The following is a 24,863-nucleotide window of genomic DNA, read 5'->3' on the forward strand; positions in this document are numbered from 1 at the left end:
AGCTCGGTACGGACACCCGCGCAACCTGCGCTCATCCCGAACCAATCTGCCCACCCACCGCCGGCCCAATCGACTCCGGCGCACCCTGGCAACGATCCCGATTGGCAATACAGACCCACGCTCCTAGCTTCATCGCACTAGAAGTCCATCAATTTTCACGGCGCGCCGATCGTCGGCGTAGGGTGCGGCCAGAGGATGCGCGATCGTCATGGACCGAGCCCCTCCTCACCGAATTCCAGATAGACCACCCGCGTCAATGGCACGATTGACGCCGTGACCAGTCGCCCGCTCGATAGCGCAACCCACCGCAGTCGCTGGCACCGTCTGCGTGCCGCGTGGCGGAGGAAGCTCGATCCGAGTGAGCAGTCGGCGGTGGTGTCGTGGGGTGCGTTCACGCTGACGTTCGCGGGGGTGCGGGCGTTGACTCACTGGATCAGGCGTGGACACGGGCCGGCCGGGGGCGGGTTGAGTCTCCACGGCCGCCATTTCCACCATTACAACCTCGGCATCGCGGCACTGGCCGGGGTCGGGGCCGTGGCGGTACGCGGCTCCGAAAAGCAACGCCACCATCCGACCGTGCCCATCTCATACGGCGTCGGCACCGCACTCATCGTCGACGAACTGGCGTTGCTGCTGGACTTGCAAGACGTCTACTGGGCGAAGGAGGGGCGGACCAGCGTCGACGCCGCGGTGATCATCATCGGGCTCGGCGGACTGATGACCGCAGGTTTCGAATTCTGGCCCGCAGCCCAACGCGCGCTCACGGAGCCGACGTAGGCGGAAGCGCACCGGGCAACCGGGCCGTCCCCCACGGCTCGATGTCGTAAACGGGGATGCAGTCCAGGCCGCGGGCGCGCACACGCTGCACGACCGCCGCATCCGCCGACGCACCGGTCCCGTCGGCGACAGCCTCGGTGACGATCGCGCACAGCACGTCACCCTGGAGTTCGCGTACGGGTTTCAGCCCCTGCTCCACCGTCCAGTGCCGCACGGCGGCCCAGTGCGTCACTTCGGTGACGGTGGACGGGTTGCCGATGAACAGCACGCTGCGCGTGACATTACGCCCGCCCGCGACGGCCGATGACTGCACCTGAATCTCCGCCTCGGTGCACCACTCGGACGCCACCTCGGCCAACGTGGTGCTCGCAATCGTCGACATCTACCTCGTCCTGTTCCTGCGTCCGACTCGCATGAGAGTCATCCTGTCGCGAATCGGGCGCGGCGACTGTCCCCCGATCGGGCCTTGAATGGGATGATTCGGCTGCCCCCCGATCGGGCCGCAGCGCCTGGGGTGCGGGGTGGAACGAGACGTCGTATCATCACAAACCTGATCGACCGTCTCGACGGAACCGATTGAGCGACAGCGACATAACGGACAAACCAGGCATTTCCATTCAGGGGATGCCGCGGTCAGCCGATTGCCCACCACAAAAAACACGGAACAACCGAACACTTTGCCTTCCGATTACTTACTTTTGAAAACTATGAAAACCCGAGAGGTGAAATCCCTTGGTCTCCCACACGAAAGCACCTTCCGCCCCGATCGGTGACGACACCCGGACACTCGACGAACTCGGCCCCCACTACAAGTGGATTGCGTTGTCGAACACCACCCTCGGCATGTTGGTGGCGACGATCAACTCGTCGATCGTGCTGATCGCGCTCCCCGACATCTTCAAGGGCATCCACCTCAACCCACTCGAACCCGGCAACACGAGCTACCTGCTGTGGATGATGATGGGCTTCCTCGTCGTCACGGCGGTGCTGGTCGTCAGTTTCGGACGGCTCGGCGACATGTTCGGCCGCGCCCGGATGTACAACATGGGCTTCGCGGTGTTCACGATCGCCTCGATCTTCCTGGCAGTGACGTGGTTCGACGGGACCGAGGCGGCACTGTGGCTCATCGGGTGGCGGGTCGTCCAGGGGGTCGGCGGAGCCTTCCTGATGGCGAACTCGTCGGCGATCCTCACCGACGCCTTCCCCGCCGATCAGCGTGGGCTGGCGCTCGGGATCAACGGTGTCGCCGCGATCGCCGGATCGTTCCTCGGCCTGCTCATCGGCGGCATCCTCGCGCCGATCCACTGGAATCTGATCTTCCTCGTCTCGGTTCCCTTCGGCGTGGTCGGGACGATCTGGGCCTCTCTCAAACTCCGCGACACCGGCGTCCGTCGGCACGCCGACATCGACTGGTGGGGCAACATCACGTTCGCCGTCGGATTGATCGCCGTGCTGGTCGGCATCACCTACGGCATCCCGCCGTACGGCTCCTCGTCGATGGGCTGGGGCAGCCCGCTGGTGCTCTGGTGCCTCGTCGGCGGCCTCGCCGTCCTCGCAGTCTTCTGCGTCATCGAGACCAGGGTCGCGAATCCCCTCTTCAATCTGCACCTGTTTCAGATCAAGTCGTTCACCTGGGGCAACATCGCCAACCTGGTGGCATCACTCGGCCGCGGCGGACTGCAGTTCATCCTGATCATCTGGCTCCAGGGCATCTGGCTGCCGCAGCACGGTTACGACTACAGCCGCACCCCGCTGTGGGCGGGCATCTACATGCTGCCGATGACCATCGGGTTCCTGCTGTCGGCGCCGGTGTCCGGAGTCATCTCCGACCGGTTCGGCACCAAGTGGTTCACCAGCACCGGCATGTTCATCACCGCGGGCACGTTCGGTCTGCTGATCGCCCTGCCGGTCGACTTCGACTACTGGGCATTCGCGGTGACACTGTTGATCAACGGCATCGGAATGGGGATGTTCTCCGCGCCGAACCGGGCGGAGGTGATGAACAGCCTGCCCGCCGACGCGCGCGGCGTTGGCGCGGGCATGATGACGACGTTCCAGAACGCGGCGATGGTGCTGTCGATCGGATTCTTCTTCAGCCTGATGATCGCCGGCCTCAGCTCCAATCTTCCGGCCGCGATGAGCGACGGACTGATGGCGAACGGGGTGCCCGCGGCGCAGGCCACCCAGATCGCGAATCTCCCCGCCGTCGCCGTGCTGGTCGCGGCGTTCCTCGGCGTCAACCCGATCCAGGAACTGCTCGGACCCCAGCTGTCCTCGCTCACCGAGCAGCAACAGGCGCACCTCACCGGCCTGGACTTCTTCCCCCAGCTGATTTCCGGCCCGTTCGCCGACGGTCTGGCCATGGCGTTCGCCTTCGCGATCGTCGCGTGCGTGATCGGCGGAATCGCCTCGCTGCTCACCGGCCCGCAGAAGAAGGCGACCGCCGACGAGCCGCACGAGTCGGTCGGCGCGGAACTCGCCGGAATCGCCGGCGAAGCCGGAATCGGCCCGAGCGAACTCGTCCACGACCGGACGAACTGACCAGACCTGGACGTGGATTCACCGAACCTCACATGGCCGCCGAATCGGATTGCCACCAGGTTGTGGAAGGTCCCGTTGAAGACCTTCCACAACCTTGGGCTCAGCGCCTACTGAGCGAGCATGCCCGCGTCGACCAGATGCTCCGATCCGGTGATGTAGGAGGATTCGTCCGACGCGAGGAACAGAACGAGGTTGGACACCTCCTGCGGATCTGCGATGCGACCGAGGGGAATCTGAGCCAAGGCGTCGCCGCCCTCTTCGTTGGTGGCCTCCACCATCATCGGAGTCTGGATGAACCCCGGGTGCACGGAATTGACGCGAATGTTCTTGGGTCCGTATTCGACGGCTGTCGCTTTCGTCATGCCGCGGACTGCGAACTTGCTTGCGACGTACGCCAAACTGGGGAACCCGTAGTTCGCGGCCATGCCGGCGATCGACGAGATGTTGACGATGGAGCCGATACCGGCTCGTTCCATGGAGGGCAGAACGGCTTTCATCCCGAAGAACACACCGTCCTGGTTGATACTGCACACCTTCCGGTAGTCGTCCTCGGTAAGCTCTGCCGTCGTGGCCAGCGGGCCGAGAACCCCTGCATTGTTCACCAGCACATTGATCTCGCCGAACGCCTTCACACTCTGTTCGACGGCATTTGTCCATGAATCGAGTTGCGTGACGTCGTGATGCACGAATAGTGCATTCGAACCCAATTCCTTGGCGAGCAACTCCCCTGCGTGGTCCGTCACATCCGCCAGTACGACCTTCGCCCCGTGCTCGACGAATGCCTTCGCGTGCGACTCGCCCATGCCCCGAGATGCGCCGGTGATGAGGGCCACTTTGCCCTCCAACCGCTTTGTCATTTCTGTCCCTTCGTTCGATCCGAGTACTACGACGTCACCGACACAGGAAGCGAGATCTTGGGAGCCACTTCCTTCTGGATCATGGCCAGCGAATTGAACCAGGGCGCGGGATCGTCGTAGTAGTCGTGCGATTCGACCTGCAGGGTGCCCCAACCGCCGCTGGCCTCGAACAAAGTATTGATCTTGTCCACCACGGTGTCCGGTGAGCCCACACAGAACACGTTGTCGACGACCCACTCGAGGTCGACGTCGGCCCTGTCCGCGCCGGCGTCCTTGATGAATCCATCCATCATCCCGAACCGCCACCAGATGGGAATGAGGTAGCGCTCGAAGCAGTATCCGATAGGCCCCTCCATCACGAGCCGCTTCGCCTCTTTGTCCGTGTCGGCGACGAACACTGTCTGGGACACGTGGTAGCGCGCGCGATCCGCGACGTGCCCATTGGCCTCCGCAGCCGTAGAGTAGGTCTCCCAGTGCGTCTTCAGAGCGTCCAGACCGGAGAAGATCGACATCGGTCGGAATCCGCGCTCGCCCGCAAACTTCATCGACGGCGACTTGGCACTGAATCCGGTCACCGCGATCTCCGGTGCACCACCCCACGGGCTGAGGTCCGCGAGCATGTGCTGGTCGTCGCCCTCTTCGCCGTGCAACTCTTCGGGGTAGCCCGCATTCCAAAAACGGCCCTCGTAGAAGAACGGTTCACGCTTCCAGATCTTCTCCATGATCTCGAGCGATTCGCGGACCATCTCGTTGGTGAATTGCGTGTCTTCACCGTTCTTGATGCCGTGGATGTACGTGGACTGCGGGTACGCACCCGCACCGACGCCGAGGAAATACCGACCCTCGAGAATCTGCGAGAGCCAGCCGACCATGATCGCGAGCTTCGCCGGATTGTGATGGGGAAGGATGTGAGCCATCGGCGCGAACTTGATCCGCTCGGTCTGGCGTGCGGCTGCTGCGATAATCAGCTCCGGGTTGGGGATGTTCTCCCAACGCTGTGAAGCGTGTTCGGAGAACATGATCGAGTCGAAGCCGATCTTATCGGCCTCGACGGCCTGCTGCACGCACCAGTCGAATGTCTGGCGCGCGGTCCGCTCAGGGCGCATGTACGGGTGGACGATGAGTCCGGTTTCCATTGCCATCGTGAACTGCCTTTCAACTAACTTGTGGTCGATTACCCAGTGGCGGTACGAAACCCCTTGTCAGGCATAGAAGATGTCGTATGCGTGCTGGGTATCCATGTACTCCTTGACGGACAGGATCTTGCCGTCGCGAAACTCGAACAGGAAGTGGTACGCGTTCTGATAGACCTTGCCGTTCTTCAACTTCGCGTACGACGTCGCCTCGACAGCCACCTTGTCGCCTTGCGCGATTGCCGAAGTCGGGGTGATTTCGAGCGCGCCGTTCTCGTACACGGAGGTGACCCCGCCGAGCAACGCGCCGAGACCTTCCTTGTCATAGCTGCCCGACATCCCGTCGATCCGCCCCGAGACCCAGTAGGTCGCCTCGGGATGGAGAGTGTCGAGAATCTGTTCCACGTCGCCCGTGGAGAAGACCTTTGCGAAGTTGTCGGCCAAGTCGATGTTCTGTTCCGGCGTAGTCATGGATGCTCCGTTTCTTTCCTCTATGACTTGGATCACTGTCCGCTGGCGGCGCTCGAGGCGAAACCGTAGTAATACTCGATTCCCCACCCCTCCCGAATCTGCCGGCATCCGACCAGCTCAGAGCCGATATGCACGCCGAGGCACGCCGCTGCAATCGGTCAATACGCGTGTTGTCAGATCTTGACCACGCGGTCAGGGCGCGACATGATCGAACAGTGACACCGCTCACAGATGCCCGCGTGCAACAGAGAGGACACCGTGAACGCTGACGAGTGGCGCGAGATAGTCGAGCTTCGACAATCCGGTGAATCGATCTCGGGCATCGCGACGCGATTGAAGATTTCGCGCAACACGGTGCGCCGCGCCCTCGAATTTGAGACACCACCCCAGGACCACCGGCCACGGTCAGGATCGTCGGCCGATGCCCTCCGACCCCGGATCGCCGCGGCGCTCGACGCAGACCCCGACGTCACGGTGGCCCAGCTGCATCGGGAACTGGAATGGAGCGGATCGCGGAATACTCTGGCGAGCGCGGTCCGCCGCATCAAGGAGGAGCGTTCGCCGCGAACGTCCGGCACGCGCACGTCGAGCACCCGCATGTCCAGTGCAACCGATATTCCACTCTTCTCGACGAGTTTCGTCGGCCGCAGCGAAGAACTCCACAGAATCCGGGTGCTGCTCGGCGACAGCCGCCTCGTCACCGTCACCGGCCCCGGTGGCATCGGCAAGACCCGACTCGCAGCAGAGGCCGCAACCGCGTACCGGCGGGCATTTGCCGATGGAATCCGCTTCGTGGAGCTGGCGTCACTGCGAAGCGAAACCCTGCTCCCCCAGACCATTCTGGACGTCCTGGGGTTCGACGAGCGGGACGCACCGGAACGAAGTGCAACCGAATCGCTCCTCGAATCGCTCCGCGACAAGCACCTGTTGCTGGTGCTGGACAATTGCGAGCATCTCGTCAGGGCATGCGCCGAATTGGTCGCGCTGATTCTACGAAACACCGAACACGTGAAGATCCTGGTCACGAGTCGTGAAGTGCTGTCGATTCCGGACGAGCACGTGCACGTCCTCGAGCCGCTGTCCACGACGGACCCCCGCGACCCGGACATGCCCGGTGCCGCCATCGAGTTGTTCGAGAACCGCGCATCGGCGGCACTGTCCGGATTCTCGATCACGGATTCGAGCCGGGACGCTGTGCGCCGGGTGTGCACGCAGCTGGATGGCATGCCGCTGGCCATCGAACTGGCGTGTGCGCGTTTGACCGCGCTGTCCGTAGACGATCTCGCAGAACGTCTCGACGACCGGCTGGCGTTGTTGACGACGGGTAATCGTGGCGGGCCGAGCAGACATCGAAGCCTGCATGCGACGGTCGAGTGGAGCTACGACCTCTGCACTACTCAGGAGCAGGTGCTGTGGGCGAGATTGTCCATCTTCTCCGAAGGCTTCGATCTCGCCATGGCCGAGAGCATCTGCGCTGGAGCCCCTGTCGACGCCGCGAGCATTCTGGATACCATCGCCGGTCTGATCGGGAAGTCGGTCTTACAACGCACCACCGGCGAAGGACATGTCCGGTTCAAGATGCTCGAAACGATCCGGCACTTCGGTGCGAGCAAACTGTCCGACAACGAGAAGGCCGAGCTACGGGTGGCACACCTCCGTTGGTGCGCCGAGCTGGTACGTACCGCCCGTCGGTCATGGACCGGGGCCGAGCAGGAGAGTGCGAGCAACCGGCTTCGGGAGAACCGCGCCAACCTGCGGTCCGCACTGCAGACGGCGCTGACGGGCCAGAACCACGAGATGCTGCACCTTGCCTCTGGCCTCGTCGCGACGTGGTTTCTGTGGTCGTCGGCCTTTTCGGTACGAGAACACCGCATGTGGGTGACGGAGTTCCTCGCGCTCTCCGACCTGGCCGAAGACGTCGTACCCCAGCTCTACGCCACCCTGGGCGTGCTGCAGACGATGCAGGGTGACCGGGTCGAGGCAGTTCGGACACTCGACACTGCCGCGCATGGCGCACGCGAACTCGGTGACGATGCGACCCTCGCGTTCGCTCTGCAGACGCAAGGCCTCAACACCTATCTCGGCGGTGATTTCGAGGCCGGCGAACACAACCTGTCGGAGGCGTTGGCACTATACGAGCGCCTGCCCGGCATCACCGATCTCATGTGGACCGCCCACATCGAGATGGGAATGCTGTGCAGCTCGAACGGAGAGAGCGACCGCGCTGCCGAACATTTCGAGTTCGTTCACACCCAGGCATCGGCCACGGGAGAGAAATGGATGTTGTCGTATGCCGTGTACGGACTGGGCTTGGTAGCGCTGATGCGCGGCCGTCACGACGAGGCGATCACCCTTGCGATCGACGCCCTCGCACTCAAACGCGCCTTCGACGACACGGTCGGAGCCACACTGGTCACAGACCTTCTCGCGTGGGCCGAAGCCGCGGCCGGTTCCGGCGAACGTGCAGCCGTACTTCTCGGCGCAGCATCGTCCATGTGGGATTCGTTCGGCATGCAATTATACGGATCCCAGCACTGGGTCCAACGACGAGAAGTGTACGAATCGCGCGCGCGGACTTCGCTCGGCGACACGGTCTACTCCGCATCCCATCGTCGCGGCTCCACGTTGTCGATGGCCGAACTCATCGCCTACGCCCTGGACGAGGAGTTCTCCGACAGCCCCGTGCCGTCGTCGTACCCAGCAGTCGGGCTCTCCCCTCGCGAGTTGGACATTGCACAGTGCGTTGCGGACGGGCTCACCAACAAGGAGATCGCGGATCGGCTGGTCCTGTCGGTCAGAACCGTCGAGGGGCACGTCGCGCACGTGCTCCGAAAGCTGGGTGTCCCCCGCCGCCACCAGGTGGCTGCCGCGCTCGCAAATCCTTCATCCCGCAGGGTGTAGAGCGTCGAAGGCCGTTTTCAATGTCTACGTTGATGTTGACACGGTGAGCACAATTTGCGACGCTCGTCACAGTGCAGACGTCAGTCGTCCATATCGAAGCGAGGTTCCCCACAATGGATGGTCCAACAACCCGCGTGCAACGAGCGCTCTCGGACATGAGCGCCGGACGTCCAGTCGTGCTGACCGGCAACTCCCCCACCAGCGACGCCCACATCCTGATCCCGGCCGAGAAGGCAACCGTGGAATCGATCGCATTTCTTGTTCGCCACAGTTCGGGGCTGGTCTGCGCCGCCATGGTCGGCGCGGACTGCGACCGCCTCGGGCTCCCGAACATGGTCGGCGCGGACAGAGATCATGCCGGAACGGAGTTCACGGTCAGCATCGATGCAATCGGACCCGGCACCGGAATTTCGGCGTCCGACAGGGCGGACACACTGCGCTTACTCGCCGACTCGGCGAGCACCCCCGACGCGTTCACCCGGCCCGGGCACGTGCTTCCGGCACGGTCCGTACCCGGCGGCGTGCTCGAGTTCCGCGGACCAGCGGAAGCTGCCGTGGATCTCATGTCCGTCGCAGGTTTGCATCGGACCTGCGCCTACAGCGCCCTCGTCTCCGAGCTGGATCCGACAGCTATCGCCAACTCCGCTGAAGCCGAAACATTCGCTCGTGCACACGAACTCGGACACCTGTCCATCGATGACGTCGCGACGTATCGGCGAATGGCCGAACCGCACATGCTGACGCAGTTCACCTTCGAGCGCGACAGCGTCCACGGCCCAGTTCGCTGCGTCGGCTACCGCAGTGACGTCACGGGCTCGGAGTATCTCACCTACTCCATCGGACCGGCAGTCGCCGGCACAACCCCGCTCGTCTGCTTCCAGCAAGAGAGCGATCCCGCACCGCATCTGTGTCAGGACGGCCCGATCGGCGTGGCACTGGCGCAGGTGGCCGAACACGGCTACGGAGCCGTGGTGGTGGCGAGATACGCCCCGAACAACTACATCTCGGCCGACACGCACGGCGACCTCGCCGAGGTGGTGCGCGAGTGCGGCTACCACTCCCCCTCGCTGAGCAATTTTCCACCCGAGTCGCGGACGATGATGTGGCACATCGGATTGAGCATCAGCGCCGGAGGCTCTGCGTCGCTCGCTCGTGGTAACGCTCCGGCGCCGTTCGGATTCGAGAATCCTTCCATCGTCGGCACGGTCGTTCACGGCGATCAACGCGGACGAGAGCTTGGCTTCCGAACTGCGAATCTGGAGCTGGAAGATTCGAATTCGGTCGCCGACGGTGTGTGGGCAGGCCGGTGCACACTCCCCGACGGCTCGACCGCGATCGCTGCGGTATCGATAGGCCGGCGCCCGACGTTCTACGGCAGGTCCGGAGTTCGACTGCTCGAGGCACACTTGCTTGACTTCGATGGTGATCTTTACGACGCAACTCTCGAGGTGAGCCTCCACCAGTGGATGCGCGGACAGGTGACCTTTGCGTCGAAGGAAGAACTGGTCGCCGCCCTCGCCGCCGACGTGGTGCGGACACGATCGCTGATCGCCGGCTGAACGATACGGATCGGCCCCGATACGAAAGTTCGTATCGGGGCCGATCCTGTGCAAAGAGAAAAGTCAGCAGACACCGTGGTGCTCAGGAGCAGCTGCCGCGATATCGAGAACTTCGCGGATGCTGCGGGCGCCTGCTCCGAGGTCGAGGGCGTTCTTCAGGTGTAACAGGAACCCGGGCTTGTATCGGTGGGTGGGAGTGGAATCGGCAGCGAGAGAGATCAATTCCTTGGTCACGGCCCGTAATGCCCGACTCTTCCACGGCACCGCGCAGTAGTCGAAGAACGCGACGAACGTTTCTGGTGACATCCGCAGCAGTGCATCGAAGAATCCCGGAAGCTCGTCCTCCATCCGCTGCCAGTACGGATCGGTACCGATGTGGCGGTCCCACAAGTCCTGCTGCGAAGCATCGAGCGGTTCGGCCTCGCCACCGCCTCTGCGCAGAACGGCACTCGACAACTGCCTGGACGCCTCGAACAGCGTGTGCACACCGAGGCCCGAGACCACCGTCAACGCCTCCTGGATCTGCGTGGCGTCGAGACCCAGATCGAGCGCCTCCTCGATATAGCGGCCGGTACCCGCCACATCCATCGTCGTGGCCGCTGAACACACCGCGATGTGGGTGAGCACACGCGTCTGCTCATCGAGGGCTGGGCCCTCGTCCACGTCTTTCAAAATCCCTTCGGCCAACACACGAAGATCTCCGATGTCGAACTCGACTGTCATGGAGGTCATCCGGCTGCACTCAGCGAGCTGGCCAGCGTCGCCAGTTGCGCTTTGAGTCCGCGCTTGTTTATCTTCGTCGCCGACATCGGCCACTCGCCGGGCTCGACGAAGAACACTGCGCGCGGGACCTTGTACCGGCCGATCTTGCCGTCACAGAATTCGATCAGTTCCGCTTCTGTCAGCTGATGTCCTTCTCGGACCTCGACGAATGCCACGGGCACTTCGTCGAGCCGGTCGTCCGGGCGGCCGATGACGGCGGCCGTCAACACAGCAGGGTGCTCACAAAGGAAGGACTCGACTTCGATGGCCGCGACGTTCTCACCACCGACCTTGAGCATGTCCTTGAGCCGTCCGTGGAACACCAGGCACCCCGACTCGGTTCGGCTGTAGAGGTCGCCGGTCCGCAACCAGCCGTCGGAATCGATCGTCTCGGCGGTCTTTGCGGGATCCTTGTAGTACCCCTCGGTCACGCAGTAACCGCGAATCAAGATCTCACCGGGAACTCCGGCCGGCTGCTCGGCACCGCTGAACGGATCGACGATTCGAATCTCGATGCCGGGTACGGCCTTTCCTTGGGCACCGCTTCGATCCTCGAACGACTCATCCGGCTCGCTGAGGGCATAGATGCCGGTCGTTTCCGTCATTCCGCATGCGGCCATGAGCTCGGCGGCCGGGAACAGATTCTGAACCTCTTCGATGAGGACGCGGGGACCGATCAGGAACACGTACCGAATCGAGTCGAACTCCGCTGCGTCGAAGTTCGGGTGCGCCATCATCATCTGCATCGGTGCGGGGAACCAGGGCCAGACGCAGGTGGGCCGTTCGGCCCTGATCAGCTCGATGGCGCGGCCAGGTTCGAAGAACGTGTCGGTCAGGAACGTTCCCCCGGCACCGATTGCGCCGATGAGGGGGGCCAGCGCAGCGATGTGGAACAGTGGTCCGCCGGCCCAGCTGATGTGGCGCTCTCCTGCCGAGAGGCGGCCGGTCGCGCGCTCCACCGGGCCACGCGTCATCGATTCGTGGGTGAGCAGGCACCCACGGGGGTTGGCGGTGGTCCCCGACGTGTACAGGATCGCGGCGATGTCCCTCGTCCGCACCCGGCGGCGATGACGATGCACGAGAGTCGCGTCGACGGTCTCTGCTGCCGCATCCAGGTCCGCCCTGGACGTGAAACCGGGCCGTTCGGTTCCTTTCAGCAATACGGCTCGACGCAGCCGCGGTGCTTCGGGAAGATCGAGATCACCTGAGCCCGCCGCGGCCAAGGAGGGCAGCGCTTCGTGCAGCACCTGCACGAAGTCCACGTAGTCGTCGGGACCGGACACCGTCAGCAACGCGGTGATGTCCGCGTTCTCGATGATGTAGCCGAGCTCCTTCGCTTTGTGCCGCGCGTTGAGCGGTACGACTACCGCCCCGATCAAGGCCGATCCGAAGAGCCCCTCGACGAACTCGATACCGTTCGGCGCCAGGAGCGCGACGTGATCACCGGACCCGACGCCCATGGCCAATAGACCTCGCGCGACCGCGACCGCGCCGTCGAGCACCTGGGCATACGTGAACCGCGCCTCGGGAAATACGATCAAGTCGCGGTCAGGGCACAGGTGCGCACCGCGCACCAGCAGGTCGCCGAGTGGGGTTACGTTGCACCAGTCGCCGATGTCAGTCATCTCGTCCTCAATCATCGATCGTCGGCAGCGGATGCGCCACCGAAGTTGTCTTGATCAGCGGCGCTTGATCCGCGCGCACCAGGGGAACGTGTCGACGTAGACGCTAAGCGACTCACGTCACACTGTCAACGCTGAAGTTGATTTACATGAGTGTTGATTAAGCCCCACTTCAACGTCAACGTTGCAGTTGACAAAGTGATCCGGATCACCCTACGTTGGGAATGCGCCAATGCGAGCATTCGCCTGGCGGACCGCCACGACATGTGACGGATCGATCGGACAGAACAGCTCTGCACGCACGTTCCACGCACCCACCCTCGCTTTCCAGGGGCTGTCCACCACCACCGTCAGGCTCGTGCCGGACACCGCAGCAGAGTGCATTCACAACGACCAGAAGCTGGAGATTCACAAATGGAATGCGGCGTTTTCCACACCCCGTACATGCGTCCCGGTCGCAAGGACAAGGACACCTTCGAATACTCACTCTTGCTTGCAGCAGCATGTGACAAGTTCGGCTACCGCGATTTCATGGTCGGCGAGCACGGCATGCAGGCCTGGGAGAATATTCCGAATCCCGAGTTGCTGATCGTCGCGGCAGCACAGATCACCGAGCGCATGCGCTTCGCGCCCATGGCGCACATCGTGCCCCTGCACAACCCTTCCACGCTCGCCATTCAGATCGGCTACACCTCGCAGTTGCTCGAGGACAGGTACTTCCTCGGGGTCGGAGCCGGATCGTGGGAGAACGAGGCAGTGCTTCGCGGCCAGCCCGGCGACCTGTCCGAAGCTCACCCCCGCCTGATGGAGGGACTGGAGGTGATGGACAAAGTGTGGCGCCAGGAGCCATTCGACTTCGAAGGCAAGTACTACAAGGCCGCCCGCCTCGACGGACAGATCGATCCCGGTAGTGTCGCGTCCCATGGAGAGTTCAAGGTCAAGGAAGGCGAGGAGTACCACCTGACCGCGGATCACTCACCCCATGGTGGCGCGGACGGCCTCGAAATCGCTGTCACAGGCCTGAGCAAGAACTCGCCGTCGCATCGCCTCGCAGGCGAACGAGGCTGGACCCCGATCTCGTTCTACGGTGGTTCGGCCTTGCTGAGATCGCAGTGGGACACATATTCGGAGGCGGTCAAGTCCATCGGCGGAACCCCGCAGGGATCTCGATTCAAGATCGCACGAGATGTGTTCGTGGCGAAGACCGACGAAGAGGCCAAGGAGAAGGCAAAGAACGGTGCACTGGGACTCGCCTGGCAGAAGTACCTGATGCCGGTCTACCAGAAGTACCGGATCCTTCAGGGCTTCATCGACGACGCCGACCACAAGGTCGACATCGACGACGTCGATCTCGACTACCTGGCCGACAACGTGTGGCTTTGCGGAAGCCCGGACACCGTCATCGAGAAGATCGAGAAGACCTTCGACCTGGCCGGCTTCAGGTACGGACAGCTTGCCGTCAACACTCACGACGCCATGGACGATCCCGAGCCGTGGATCGAATCCCTCCGCCTTTTCGCCACCGAGGTCGTACCGAACGTTCCGGTCGAAGGAACACACGAAACCGTCGCAGTGGGCTGACCCCACCGATAACAGGGCCCCGGGAAGTTGTCGACAAACAGCGACTTCCCGGGGCCTTACCCGTCCCCACCTCGACCTCGATCGACGCCGAGGTCGATCGACGTCAACGTTGATCAATGCCCTCGATCCGGAGGTATCATCCGACAATGCCAACTTCGACCGCAGCCAACAGCGGCATGAGCCGACGCCGTCGCAGCGCTCAGAACGACAGCAGCCCCAACTACCAGGCCAAGCGCCAGGAACTGTTGCGGACAGCAGCTGATGTCTTCAAGGAGAAGGGCTTCGAAGGAGCGACCCTCAACGATATCGCCGAGCGGTTCGGGACCGACCGAGCGTCGATCTATTACTACTTCGCGAGCAAGAAGGAACTGTTCCAGGCTCTTTTCCACGACGTTCTCGTCGATGTTCTGGATCAGAACATCGCCGTCGCAGAGGAGATCCTCGCCGGCGACGACGACGCACCCGCGAAGCTTCGCCGCCTCGTCGAGCAACAGATGAACTCATACGAGAAGAACTACCCCTTCGTCTACCTCTACATCCAGGAAGACATGGCGCAGCTACAGCTGGACACCACGTCCTGGGGCAAGGACATGGCACGAAAGACCAAACGCTTCGAAACCATTGTCCTCGACGTGCTGCAGCAGGGAGTCGACGACGGAACTCTACGCAGCGACGTGTCGGTGCAGTTGATGTCCAAGGCACTGTTCGGCATGGTCAACTGGACGCATCGGTGGCTCAAGCCGGGAATGCGCAGCGTGGACGCCAAGCAGACCACCGAAGCCTTCTGCACTCTGTTCTTCGACGGTGCGCGGACGCAGAACTGACAGTGTGCTGGGCCGCGACGCGAGGTCGGACCCAGCACACAGCGCCCTGTCACCGCACTTTTACCGTCCCGAGATCAGCCCTCCGTCGACAGGGAACATTTGTCCAGTGATGAAGTGTGAAGCATCGCTGGCGAGGAAAACCATGACCGGAGCCAAGTCCCGGTCGGCTCGACCGAAAGCCCCACCGAGAGGTATGTCTGCAGCGGTTTGGTCGTCGTGCGCTTTCAGCTCTTCGGGAGACAAGGCGGCGCGAAACTCGTCGTACATCTTTGTCCACATGTACGGGAGTACGTAATTTACCCGAATCCCATCCGGCCCCCATTGACGGGCGACGTTCCGGCTCCATGTATGGACCGCACCCTTCGACGCGGCGTACAGAGCATTGTTGATCTCACCCGTCAGTCCCGACTCGGAACCGAAGTTGATGATGTTCCCGACACGATTCGATTTCATCAGGCGATGTGCGGCACCGTTGGTGTTGATTGTCCCTAACACATTGACATCGAAAATGAATCTGTAGATTTCAGTGGAGATTCCAGCGGGATCGCAGTGCTTGTGTACACCAGCCACGTTCACGACTACGTCGAGGCCTCCCAGTTGGTCAGCAGCGGTCTCGAAGACTTTCTCAACCTGGTCGCGATCACGCACGTCGCACGAGTGAAAGGTTGCTTTGCCAGGTCCGCATCGGCTCGCTTCTTGCGCTACCGCAACACCCAGCTCGTCAGCGAGATCCAGAGAGGCGACGTCAGCACCCTCCGATGTGTAGGCCCGGACGACCGACTCGCCGATGCCCATGGATCCGCCTGTGACAATGATCTTCTTTCCGTCCAGCTGCATAGCCAAGTGCTCCTTACAATCTCAGGTTGTCGGCGCCCAGGTCGGATGCTCGCCGGGGAATCACGCGGCCATCCGTTCACGGCGCCGGGTGCAAGTGCTGTGCGCTGGAACCGCGACGCGGACGCCGGGCCCAGCGCCCAGACAACAAGCAGTGTCAGCGACCGCTCCATCGCGCAGCACGCTTGTCTGCGAACGCCGCACGTCCCTCGATGCGGTCCGCGCTGTTCGCGTACGCCTCGATGGGCTCGTAGCGAGTTGCCAACGCGATATCCAGCGGCCATCCTGCACGCGACAGAACTGCGTCCTTTGCTGCTTGGACAGCAAGCGGTGACGCCGACGCGATTCGATCCGCCCACGACCACGCGGTCTCGAGCAGTTTCTCGTACGGCACGACCTCGTTGACCAGTCCGTAGCGCTCTGCCTGCTGGGCGTCGATGCGCTCTCCGGTGAGGATCAAGGCCATCGCGATGTGATGAGGCAGCTGCCGTATCGCGCGATGCATGATGCCGGCCTCGCCGATGATGCCGACCTTCGTCTCCGGAATGCCGAACTGAGCGTTGTCGGCTGCGACGATGATGTCGGCGCACATCGCCAGTTCGAATCCACCACCGATTGCGTATCCCTGCACCGCCGCGATCAAAGGCTTGCGGAGGGTCAGCATGGGGCCGCCGACGCCGGTGAGGCCGCCGCCGAGCGCCATCCTGCGGCCGTCGCCTTCGGTCCCGCCGCTCACGTTCGCACCGGCGCAGAACGCCTTCTCCCCTGCCGCACCGAGCACGGCCACCCAGATGTCCGGATTCGAGTTGATCTCGGTCCAGGCTTCGAACAGTGCCGCGTCCATCTCGGGATCGATGGAGTTCAACGCCTTGGGGCGGTCGAGTGTCACCCGCGCGATATGGTTGTCGACCTCGAACAAGATTCCGCTGCTCACGGTAGGTCCTCTCTCATAGTTGTTCTGCGACCGCATGATCGGGTAACGCCACGGGTTCGCGGTAGGCAGCGATCGCCGCCTTCAGTCCCACGTCGGCAACGAACTTGCGCACCTCGGCCACCGACGGCGACAGATGGAGCAGGGCATCCATTTCTGCACCGCCTTGGGCTGCGGTACGCACGCCCATTGCTTCCATCGTCTTGTTGATGGACAACTTCTTGATCCGCAGGATGTCCGACGGCGTGCGTGCCATACGAGCGGCAAGCGCCTCGGTCTCGGCGATCAGATCTTCCTCGGCCACCGCGTGATTGGCCCAGCCCCACTCGACCGCGGTCGTGCCGTCGATCGAGTTGCCAGGAACGAACGCCAGTTCCTTGGCACGTTTCGGGCCGACGAGGGGCGCCCACAACGGCGCGATGTACCCACCACCGAGCGGTATCGCCGGCTCACCGATTTTCGCATTGCGCGCCACAAGAGTCACGTCGGTAAAGACACACATCTGGGTGGCTCCCGCGATGCAGTATCCGTGTACTGCAGCAAGCACCGGTTTCGGGTGATCCCAGATCGCGAGAAATCGGTTGACGTTGCGAGCCAATCGCTCTCGGTCTGCAACCGGGTCCGGCTGGGCGACGACCTTTCCGACCTGACCGATGTCGTAGCCTGCCGAGAATCCCTTGCCTGCTCCACGAATTCCGATGATCGGCCCGCCGTCGGTCGCCAGGGCGGCCAACGCCGCACTGAACTCGTCCAGCATCTCGTTCGAGAGCGAGTTGGCCTTGTCCGGCCGGTTCAGCACTATCCAACTGATCGGTCCCCGGTGCTCAATGCGTAGATTTTCGTAGCGGGTCTCGGCAGGCGTGTCCGCGATCGCCGTCATGACCGCCCGATCGGGATCTGCTTCTTGACATGGAAGTCCACGACACCGGACGCGCGCAACTCGCGGCGCGAGAAGCGCCAACCGTGCTCGTCGTCCCGCACGAAATCGTCGTGATACTGGCCGAAGAAGTACCCGTCGGCCTTGCCTTCCTTGCTATAGCGATGCCATGCATACAGGACCGAACGGACCTTGGCCGACGTCAGATCATCGGAGAAGTCGACGACCATGTTGGACACGTGGTGACTGGTTGCCGTGAAAAACGTACCGATGCCGTCCAGTGTCTCGCGATAGGCGGCGCGACCCTCGGCACCGAAGTTGGGTCCATATGCGACGTAGCAGTCCTCGGTGAACAATTCGACGAGATCGTCGGGACGGTTCATGTCGAGGTTGTAGGCGTACTCGAACAGGACGCGCTCGATCTTGCCGGCCTCCACGAGCTCGGCGAGCTCTCTGGTGGATACCTCATGGGTTGTAGTCATATCGATCTCCTCCGGGTGTGAATTTCTTGATGTACGGTTCGATCACCCGCCTCGGTCACGAGACGGGAAATCAACATTGATGTAGATTCTGAGGACAGAGTGCACCCGTCGGCGACGGGCGCATTCCGTCAGACGCGCACCGCGTAGTCGGAGGACGCAGGTTCGGCACCCGGCCACCGAACAGGCAGGTCCGAGGTGAGCGACGTAGCCACTTCGTCCCACGGACCGAGATGCACGGTACGCATGTTGCGAGACGCAAATTTCCAACGTCCATCTTCGCGGACGTACTCGTCTTCGTAACGCACGGCGCCGAACACCGTCGTCCCTCCAGTTGCGATCTCGAGGTGCGCGCCCACCAACCCTGTCGCGTGATCGTCGTCCACGAAATCGATCAGGACGTAGTGCGGGGTGTGAATGGTGGTTCCGAACGCGGCACGCGCTTGGCGGATCATGTCCGCGATCCCGCTGCCGGTAATCGCGCCGGGAAATCCCCCAGCCGAGAACGTCCCGTTCTCCGCGAAGGCATCGGCAATGGCGTCGAAATCGTCGAAATCCGAAGCAAGGAAGTAGCGGACCGCAAGGTCTTCCAACTCCGCCCTGTCCTCCAGTCGACGCACCCTGCTCTCGATGTCGGACATGTGCACTCCTTTGCGCAGTGAAGGAAATCCGGTGACTCGACCAAAGGGCTGAACCCCGAAGTCCTCGATCAACGTCAGTGTAGATCGGTGTTCTCGATCATTGTGCCCTGCGCCACAGATGTCAACCTTCGACCCCGCGGCCACAACTACTGAATCTACGCCATCGTAGATTGCATCAACGACATAGTTGACAGATTTCCGGCTCCGGAGGAGGCTGCAATCAGTCTCCGCGTCGGGAGTCATATGTCCTCGATGCACGGCTCGGCTTCACGGACGAAAGGAATCACCATGGGCTTCACAATGGAGGGCAAGGTCGAGACACACGAATCCGACTCGCGCACCGCTGTCCCCGACGGCGTGATCGTCGACGACTTTCACGCGATAGACCCCTTGCGCTTCCGAAACGTTCTCGGCCACTTCCCCACCGGCGTCGTAGCTGTGACCACCATGGACGCCGAGAACAACCCGACCGGCATGGCCGTCGGGTCCTTCACCTCGGTGTCGCTCGATCCGCCACTGGTCGCGTTCCTGCCCGACAAGTCGTCGTCCACTTTTCCCAAGATCCGCACGGCCGGACGCTTCTGCGCCAACGTGCTCGGCTCCGAGCAACAACAGATCTGCCGCAGCCTCGCCCGAAAGGGAACCGGCAAGTTCGCGGACGTCGAGTGGGCCCCCACCCCCTCCGGTATGCCTCGCATCGAGGGTGCGCTGGCGTGGATCGATTGCGAGATCGATGCCGTGCACGACGCCGGCGATCACCACATCGTCGTCGGCCGTGTGCGACACCTCGAACTCGACACACCCGAGTCGCCGCTGATCTTCTTCCAGGGCGGTTACGGCGGGTTCGCCGCCGACCGGCAAGCGGTATGACGTCCATTCTGATCGCCAATCGCGGTGAAGTAGCGCTTCGAATCATCCGCACCGCCACAGCACGCGGAATCAAGACGATTGCGGTGTACAGCGAGGATGAGCACGATGCCCCGCACGTCGCTGCTGCCGACCATGCACGTCCGCTTCGAGAAGCGGGCCCCGCCGCGTATCTGGATGTCGCGGCCATTCGCGACGCGGCTCTGGCGTCGGGGGCATCGACGGTCCACCCCGGATACGGATTCCTCAGCGAGAGCGCCGAGTTGGCTGAGGCCTGCGCCGAGGCGGGGCTGACCTTCGTCGGACCCGACGCTCACACGCTGAGAACTCTCGGGGACAAGTCCGCCACACGTGAACTCGCGACCGGCTGCGGAGTACCCGTACTCACTGCCACCGCAGGTCCCACATCGAAAACCGACGCGCGTCAGTTCGCGCAGTCACTTCCTGCCGGCGCGGTAATCGTGAAGGCCACCGCAGGCGGCGGGGGTCGTGGTATGCGAATAGTAGAGGATCTCACCGAACTCGATCGTGCCATCGACAGATGCCGTTCCGAGGCGGAACGCAGTTTCGGCCTGTCCGATGTCTACGTCGAGGCCTACCTACCGCGCGCACGGCACATCGAAGTCCAGGTCGTGGGCGATGGCGTGAGCACACCGATGCATCTCTTCGACCGCGACTGCACGGCGCAACGCCGCCACCAGAAAGTCGTGGAGATCGCACCCGCGCAGAACCTTCCCGATTCCACTCGCAAGGAACTCCACTCCGCAGCACTGACGTTGGCGTCCTCAGTCGGGCTGAGGGGACTTGCCACATTCGAGTTCCTCGTGGAGTCCGACCATCTCGATCGGTGGTACTTCATCGAGGCCAATCCACGCCTCCAGGTGGAACACGGAATTACCGAGGCGATCACCGGCCTCGACCTGGTCGGTCTGCAACTCGACGTCGCACAGGGACGCACGCTCGAGGACGTACAACTCTCACCGGCAACGCTCGGCGAACCGAACGGTGTCGCGATCGAGGCGCGGGTCACCGGCAGCCCGAGACCCGATGGCTCCGACGTACTCACCGACGTTCGGTTTCCGTCCGGTTCTTCGATCCGCGTCGACTCTCACGCACACGTAGGAATGCGAGTGGGAACCGGATACGACCCACTGCTGGCAAAGGTCATCGTGCACCGGGACGACGGCCACTTCGACTCAGCCGCAGCAGAACTGATCCATGCACTCTCGGATCTGACCCTGGACGACATGGATACCGACGTCACGACGTCGGCGTGGCTGCTGGGCAGTCACGAGTTCCGGTCCGGCACGGTGACGACACGAACGATCGACGATCATCTGGCAACACTCTCGATACCCGATGCACCGGCGGAGCCGGTGACACAACTCGATCTGCGGGCCCCGTCGCCGGGCACCGTCGTCGCGACGGCCGCGGTGCCGGGACAGGTCGTGCAAAACGGCGACGCGCTGATCACGCTCGAAGCCATGAAGATGGAGACCGACGTCAGCGCGACAACAGCAGGGCGCGTCGCCGACGTGTGGATTGCGGTCGGCGATACCGTGACAGCCGGCCAGTTGCTCGTGACCCTGAGGCTCGATGTAAGTCAGGACGACGCATCGACCGAGCCCATCGGCGTGAACGTCACGGCCGAGCGCACGGACCTTGCCGAGATCGAAGCACGGCAGCGCCGAACACTGGACGAGTCGCGTCCGGCGGCGATCGAACGTCGGCACGATCGCGGCAAACGCACCGCGCGCGAAAACGTCGACCATCTCGTCGACGAAGGGAGCTTTCACGAGCACGGATCTCTGGTCGTGGCTGCGCAGCGACGACGGAGGTCTCTGGACGAACTCGAATCCGAAACGCCGGCAGACGGCCTGGTCACGGGCTTCGGAAGGGTCGCCGGACGGCCGGTGGCAGTGCTCGCGTACGACTACACGGTGCTCGCCGGAACCCAGGGCCTTCAGAGCCACAAGAAGGCCGAGCGAATGTTCGAGCTGGCAGGCCGCAGAGGAACGCCGGTAGTTCTGTTCGCCGAAGGTGGCGGGGGCCGCCCCGGCGACACCGACGACATGTCTCGGGCGACGAGGATGGATCTCGGGACATTCGTCGCACTCGGACGGCTCAACGGTTCGGTTCCGACCGTGGGGATCGCGTCCGGTCGCTGTTTCGCCGGAAATGCTGCGCTGCTGGGATCGTGCGATGTCATCGTCGCGACTCGTGATTCGTCGATCGGCCTCGGCGGGCCCGCCATGATCGAAGGGGGCGGCCTCGGAGTGTTCGCCGCGGACGACATCGGGCCGGTGTCCGTCCAGGAGGCCAACGGGGTCATCGACATCGTCGTGGCCGACGAATCGGAGGCAGTCGACGTCGCACGGCGATATCTCGGATACTTCGCCGGCCCGAAGATCGAGTGGACCGCCGCGGACCAGCGAATCTTGCGCCACATCGTCCCCGAACGACGCAATCGGCCGTTCGACATCCGCACGTTGATCGACACCATTGCAGACGAGGGATCCGTTCTCGAACTCCGACGCGGATTCGCCGCCGGCTTGATCACTGCGCTGGTCCGGATCGAGGGACATCCCATTGGGCTCGTTGCCAACGACGGCAGCCGTGCAGGCGGCACGATCGGCAGCGCCGAAGCCGACAAGATGACCAGGTTCCTGCAACTGTGCGAGGCGTACGGCCTCGCTGTTCTCTCGCTCTGTGACACAGCCGGTTTCCTGGTCGGACCCGACGCCGAACGCACCGCCTCGGTACGTCATGTGAGCCGGCTTTTCGTCACAGCGCCTGCTCTCACCGTTCCGTTCTGTACGGTGATCGTCCGCAAGGCATTCGGACTGGGCGGCCAGGCCATGGCAGGCGGAAGCTTCCGCGTCCCGGACACCATCGTGGCATGGCCGTCGGCAGAACTCGGTGCCATGGGCCCGGAGGGGGCCGTCAGTCTCGGCTATCGTCGTGAGCTGGCTGCGATCGAGGACGCCGAGGAACGGGAGCGCATCTACCAACAGCACCTCGAGGACTACGTGGCGCAGGGCAAGGCCGTCAATGCGGCGTCCGTGTTCGAGATCGACGACGTCATCGATCCCGCCGCGACTCGCTCACGGATCGTCGATGTCCTCGCCGCTCCGCGTCCCGACCGCCCGACTCAGGTTCGCAGGCGCATCGACGCGTGGTAACGGTCATCCTCGAACGAATTTGCCCCGGAACCGATTCGGTTCCGGGGCAATGTCCTCGGTGCGCTATCGCGCGGTGTAGTTCTCCAGATCAGGGCGCCGCGTCATCTGCCAGTACTCGACGTTGAGGAACGGCATCACGAACACCACCCGTCCGTGCGAGTTCCGGTAGTACGTCGACATTCCACGATGCGTCCAGACCGTGCGTGCATGAGTCGAGTCCACCAGCTCGTTGTACTCCTCGTTCGCCTCGGGGCGCGCATCGATCGCCTTGATTCCCTTCTTGAACATCTCGGTCAGTAGCCCACGGATGTAGCGCATCTGGACCTCCATGAAGAACATGAAGCTGCCGCTACCCGGGAACGAGTTGGGACCACCAAGCATGAAGAAGTTGGGGAACCCTGGAACCGACACACCGAGGTAGGCCTTGGGGTCGTCGTCGTTCCAGACCTCACGGAGCGTTCGGCCGTCCATTCCCACGACGTCCATGGAACTCACGAATCGTGCTGCTTCGAATCCGGTGGCCCACACGATCACGTCCACGTCGTTCTCAGCGCCCTGATCGTCGACCAGGCCCTCGGGGCGGACAGCGGTGACGGACCTGTCGACGAGGTCGACGTTGTCCTTGCGCAGAGTCGAGTACCAGCCGTTGTCGAGCAGAATCCGCTTGCCGAACGGCGGGTAGTCGGGCATCACCTTGTCGAGCAGATCCGTTCGATCTCCGACCTGCGACGTGATGTACCGCGTGAAGTACTCTCGATGGGCATCGTTGCGGGCGTTCACCGAGCGTTCGGGATGCTCCCATTCCGGGTCGACGCGCAGCGACTCGATCACCTTGTCGCCGAACTGCCAGAACAAGCGAATCCAGTACCAGCTGTGGTAGATCGGGCAAGTTTGCATGAGGCGGCGCAGTTCCATGGGTATCGGGGCGCGGAACTTCTCGAACGGCGCGACCCATTGCGGCGAGCGCTGGTAGATACTGAGATGGGCGACGCGGTCCGCGATGGCCGGTGCGATCTGCATGGAGCTGGCACCCGTGCCCACGATAGCAACACGCTTGCCATCCAGATCGAGATCGTCGGGCCACGCAGCCGAATGGAAACTCGTTCCGGTGAAGCTGTCCATCCCAGGGACGTTCGGCGTCTTCGGGCGATTCAACACTCCCACCGCACTGATCACCACATCGGCCCTCAGCGTCGACGACGAGCCATCGGGATTGATCATGTCGACTGACCACTGCGCGGCGGCTTCGTCATACCGCGTCGACCGCACCTCGGTTCCATAACGAACACGCTCGCCGGCACCGAGGTCCTTCAGCACGGCTCCGAAGTAGGCCTGCAGTTCGTTGCGGAGTTCGAAGTGTGTCGTCCAGTCGTTCTTCGCGAATGAGAACGAGTACAGGTGACTGGGGGTATCGACACCCGCGCCGGGATACGTATTCTGCCACCAGTTTCCGCCGGCCTCCGGCTGCTTCTCCAGAATGACATAGTCGATGCCCATGTCCTCGAGCTGTTGCGCCGCAGCTATTCCCGCAACGCCTGTACCGATGACGACCACCGAGTATCCTTCCGGTGCATCGACAGGCTCCAGTGCGAGGCTCGGAGCGTCGGGCGCGGCACGGCGAGCGAGCTCGAGAGATAGCATGGGTCCGTACTCCTCCCCGACTTCTTCGCCCGTGCAGACACTGATCATCCGCACCGTCAGTTCCGGAGAGGGAGTCTCCACCGCAGGAAGAGCGCCGTTCTGCAAGTCGAGGATGGCCTTGACCGCGGCCTCCCTGATCTCATCCTGAATCGGCTCCTCGAGACCGCCCGAGTCGTGGTCGCCGAGACCTTTGCCTCTCGTCGGCCTGTATGGCGCTGCCAGCCACTTCTCGTCACCCGTCGTCTGGAACACGACCATGAGCAGCGAGGGCACATTTGCCCGTGCAACCGCGGTTCGAATCTCGGATTCGGTGAGCCGATCGGGATTGATTCGATCGTCGGTTGCTGCGCCTGCCTCCTGGACCTGCTGCGCTGCCTTCATCT

At 63.0% G+C, this 24,863-nt stretch carries 20 protein-coding genes; 8 read left to right on the plus strand and 12 right to left on the minus strand.

Annotated elements, in window-relative coordinates; translation table 11 throughout:
- Positions 1-273 precede the first annotated feature (273 nt).
- Positions 274-777, plus strand: coding sequence for a hypothetical protein (locus G9373_RS23330; RefSeq protein ID WP_167116970.1), 504 nt, complete (start codon positions 274-276; stop codon positions 775-777).
- Here G9373_RS23330 and G9373_RS23335 read toward each other — a convergent pair.
- Positions 761-1,159 carry a hypothetical protein gene (locus G9373_RS23335; protein ID WP_167116973.1) on the minus strand — a complete coding sequence of 133 codons (399 nt, stop codon included), beginning with the start codon at positions 1,157-1,159 and terminating at the stop codon, positions 761-763. The genes G9373_RS23330 and G9373_RS23335 overlap by 17 nt on opposite strands.
- A gap of 350 nt (positions 1,160-1,509) precedes the next feature.
- Here G9373_RS23335 and G9373_RS23340 point away from each other — a divergent pair, with 350 nt between their 5' ends.
- A complete protein-coding gene (locus G9373_RS23340) occupies positions 1,510-3,318 on the plus strand; it encodes an MFS transporter (protein ID WP_167116976.1) in 1,809 nt (602 codons plus the stop codon).
- Positions 3,319-3,425: 107 nt separating this feature from the next.
- Here G9373_RS23340 and G9373_RS23345 read toward each other — a convergent pair whose 3' ends face one another.
- Genes G9373_RS23345 through G9373_RS23355 form a run of 3 tightly spaced genes read right to left on the minus strand, consistent with a single transcriptional unit; the run spans position 3,426 to position 5,779 of the window.
- On the minus strand, positions 3,426-4,175 hold the full coding sequence (locus tag G9373_RS23345; RefSeq protein ID WP_037243440.1) for a glucose 1-dehydrogenase: 750 nt from the start codon (positions 4,173-4,175) through the stop codon (positions 3,426-3,428).
- 26 nt (positions 4,176-4,201) lie between these two features.
- Positions 4,202-5,317, minus strand: coding sequence for an LLM class flavin-dependent oxidoreductase (locus G9373_RS23350; protein WP_011597602.1), 1,116 nt, complete (start codon positions 5,315-5,317; stop codon positions 4,202-4,204).
- Between the two features lie 60 nt (positions 5,318-5,377).
- Complete coding sequence (locus G9373_RS23355) at positions 5,378-5,779, minus strand: nuclear transport factor 2 family protein (protein WP_073363781.1); 402 nt, start codon at positions 5,777-5,779, stop codon at positions 5,378-5,380.
- 231 nt (positions 5,780-6,010) lie between these two features.
- On the opposite strand from G9373_RS23355, the gene G9373_RS23360 reads away from it, so the two are divergent.
- Positions 6,011-8,680, plus strand: a complete 2,670-nt coding sequence (locus G9373_RS23360; RefSeq protein ID WP_167116979.1) for a LuxR C-terminal-related transcriptional regulator — start codon at positions 6,011-6,013, stop codon at positions 8,678-8,680.
- A 113-nt stretch (positions 8,681-8,793) separates the two neighbouring features.
- Complete coding sequence (locus tag G9373_RS23365; RefSeq protein WP_277346614.1) at positions 8,794-10,239, plus strand: 3,4-dihydroxy-2-butanone-4-phosphate synthase; 1,446 nt, start codon at positions 8,794-8,796, stop codon at positions 10,237-10,239.
- Between the two features lie 63 nt (positions 10,240-10,302).
- On the opposite strand, the gene G9373_RS23370 is transcribed toward G9373_RS23365, so the two are convergent.
- The gene (locus G9373_RS23370) at positions 10,303-11,055 is read right to left on the minus strand and encodes a carboxymuconolactone decarboxylase family protein (RefSeq protein ID WP_346842846.1); all 753 of its coding nucleotides are present in this window, start codon (positions 11,053-11,055) and stop codon (positions 10,303-10,305) included.
- Positions 10,968-12,626 carry a class I adenylate-forming enzyme family protein gene (locus G9373_RS23375; protein ID WP_167116988.1) on the minus strand — a complete coding sequence of 553 codons (1,659 nt, stop codon included), beginning with the start codon at positions 12,624-12,626 and terminating at the stop codon, positions 10,968-10,970. Before G9373_RS23375 ends, G9373_RS23370 begins: the two co-directional genes overlap by 88 nt.
- Before the next feature lie 411 nt (positions 12,627-13,037).
- On the opposite strand from G9373_RS23375, the gene G9373_RS23380 reads away from it, so the two are divergent.
- Entirely contained in the window at positions 13,038-14,204 is a 1,167-nt protein-coding gene (locus G9373_RS23380) for an LLM class flavin-dependent oxidoreductase (RefSeq protein WP_120659541.1), read from the plus strand.
- Positions 14,205-14,350: 146 nt separating this feature from the next.
- Positions 14,351-15,028 carry a TetR/AcrR family transcriptional regulator gene (locus G9373_RS23385; RefSeq protein WP_240960685.1) on the plus strand — a complete coding sequence of 226 codons (678 nt, stop codon included), beginning with the start codon at positions 14,351-14,353 and terminating at the stop codon, positions 15,026-15,028.
- A 60-nt stretch (positions 15,029-15,088) separates the two neighbouring features.
- Here the strand turns inward: G9373_RS23385 and G9373_RS23390 are convergent, their stop codons facing one another.
- The 5 genes from G9373_RS23390 to G9373_RS23410 all read right to left on the minus strand — a co-directional run bounded on the left by G9373_RS23390 (position 15,089) and on the right by G9373_RS23410 (position 18,862).
- Positions 15,089-15,865, minus strand: coding sequence for an SDR family oxidoreductase (locus tag G9373_RS23390; RefSeq protein ID WP_164062771.1), 777 nt, complete (start codon positions 15,863-15,865; stop codon positions 15,089-15,091).
- Positions 15,866-16,019: 154 nt separating this feature from the next.
- Positions 16,020-16,796: an enoyl-CoA hydratase-related protein gene (locus G9373_RS23395; protein WP_167116991.1), complete on the minus strand. Its 777-nt coding sequence runs from the start codon at positions 16,794-16,796 to the stop codon at positions 16,020-16,022.
- A gap of 13 nt (positions 16,797-16,809) precedes the next feature.
- Positions 16,810-17,673: an enoyl-CoA hydratase-related protein gene (locus tag G9373_RS23400; protein WP_120659544.1), complete on the minus strand. Its 864-nt coding sequence runs from the start codon at positions 17,671-17,673 to the stop codon at positions 16,810-16,812.
- Positions 17,670-18,152 carry a nuclear transport factor 2 family protein gene (locus tag G9373_RS23405; RefSeq protein ID WP_120659545.1) on the minus strand — a complete coding sequence of 161 codons (483 nt, stop codon included), beginning with the start codon at positions 18,150-18,152 and terminating at the stop codon, positions 17,670-17,672. The genes G9373_RS23400 and G9373_RS23405 overlap by 4 nt, the downstream gene beginning before the upstream one ends.
- A gap of 128 nt (positions 18,153-18,280) precedes the next feature.
- Positions 18,281-18,862: a nuclear transport factor 2 family protein gene (locus tag G9373_RS23410; RefSeq protein WP_235214507.1), complete on the minus strand. Its 582-nt coding sequence runs from the start codon at positions 18,860-18,862 to the stop codon at positions 18,281-18,283.
- Positions 18,863-19,078: 216 nt separating this feature from the next.
- Here G9373_RS23410 and G9373_RS23415 point away from each other — a divergent pair, with 216 nt between their 5' ends.
- Positions 19,079-19,660: a flavin reductase family protein gene (locus G9373_RS23415; RefSeq protein WP_167116994.1), complete on the plus strand. Its 582-nt coding sequence runs from the start codon at positions 19,079-19,081 to the stop codon at positions 19,658-19,660.
- A complete protein-coding gene (locus G9373_RS23420) occupies positions 19,657-22,839 on the plus strand; it encodes a carboxyl transferase domain-containing protein (protein ID WP_167116997.1) in 3,183 nt (1,060 codons plus the stop codon). The genes G9373_RS23415 and G9373_RS23420 overlap by 4 nt, the downstream gene beginning before the upstream one ends.
- Positions 22,840-22,902: 63 nt before the next feature.
- On the opposite strand, the gene G9373_RS23425 is transcribed toward G9373_RS23420, so the two are convergent.
- Complete coding sequence (locus G9373_RS23425; RefSeq protein ID WP_011597586.1) at positions 22,903-24,861, minus strand: NAD(P)/FAD-dependent oxidoreductase; 1,959 nt, start codon at positions 24,859-24,861, stop codon at positions 22,903-22,905.
- Positions 24,862-24,863 lie beyond the last annotated feature (2 nt).

It is taken from the genome of Rhodococcus sp. A14 (assembly GCF_011603105.1).
In the GTDB taxonomy this organism is placed as follows: Bacteria; Actinomycetota; Actinomycetes; order Mycobacteriales; family Mycobacteriaceae; genus Rhodococcus_F; species Rhodococcus_F opacus.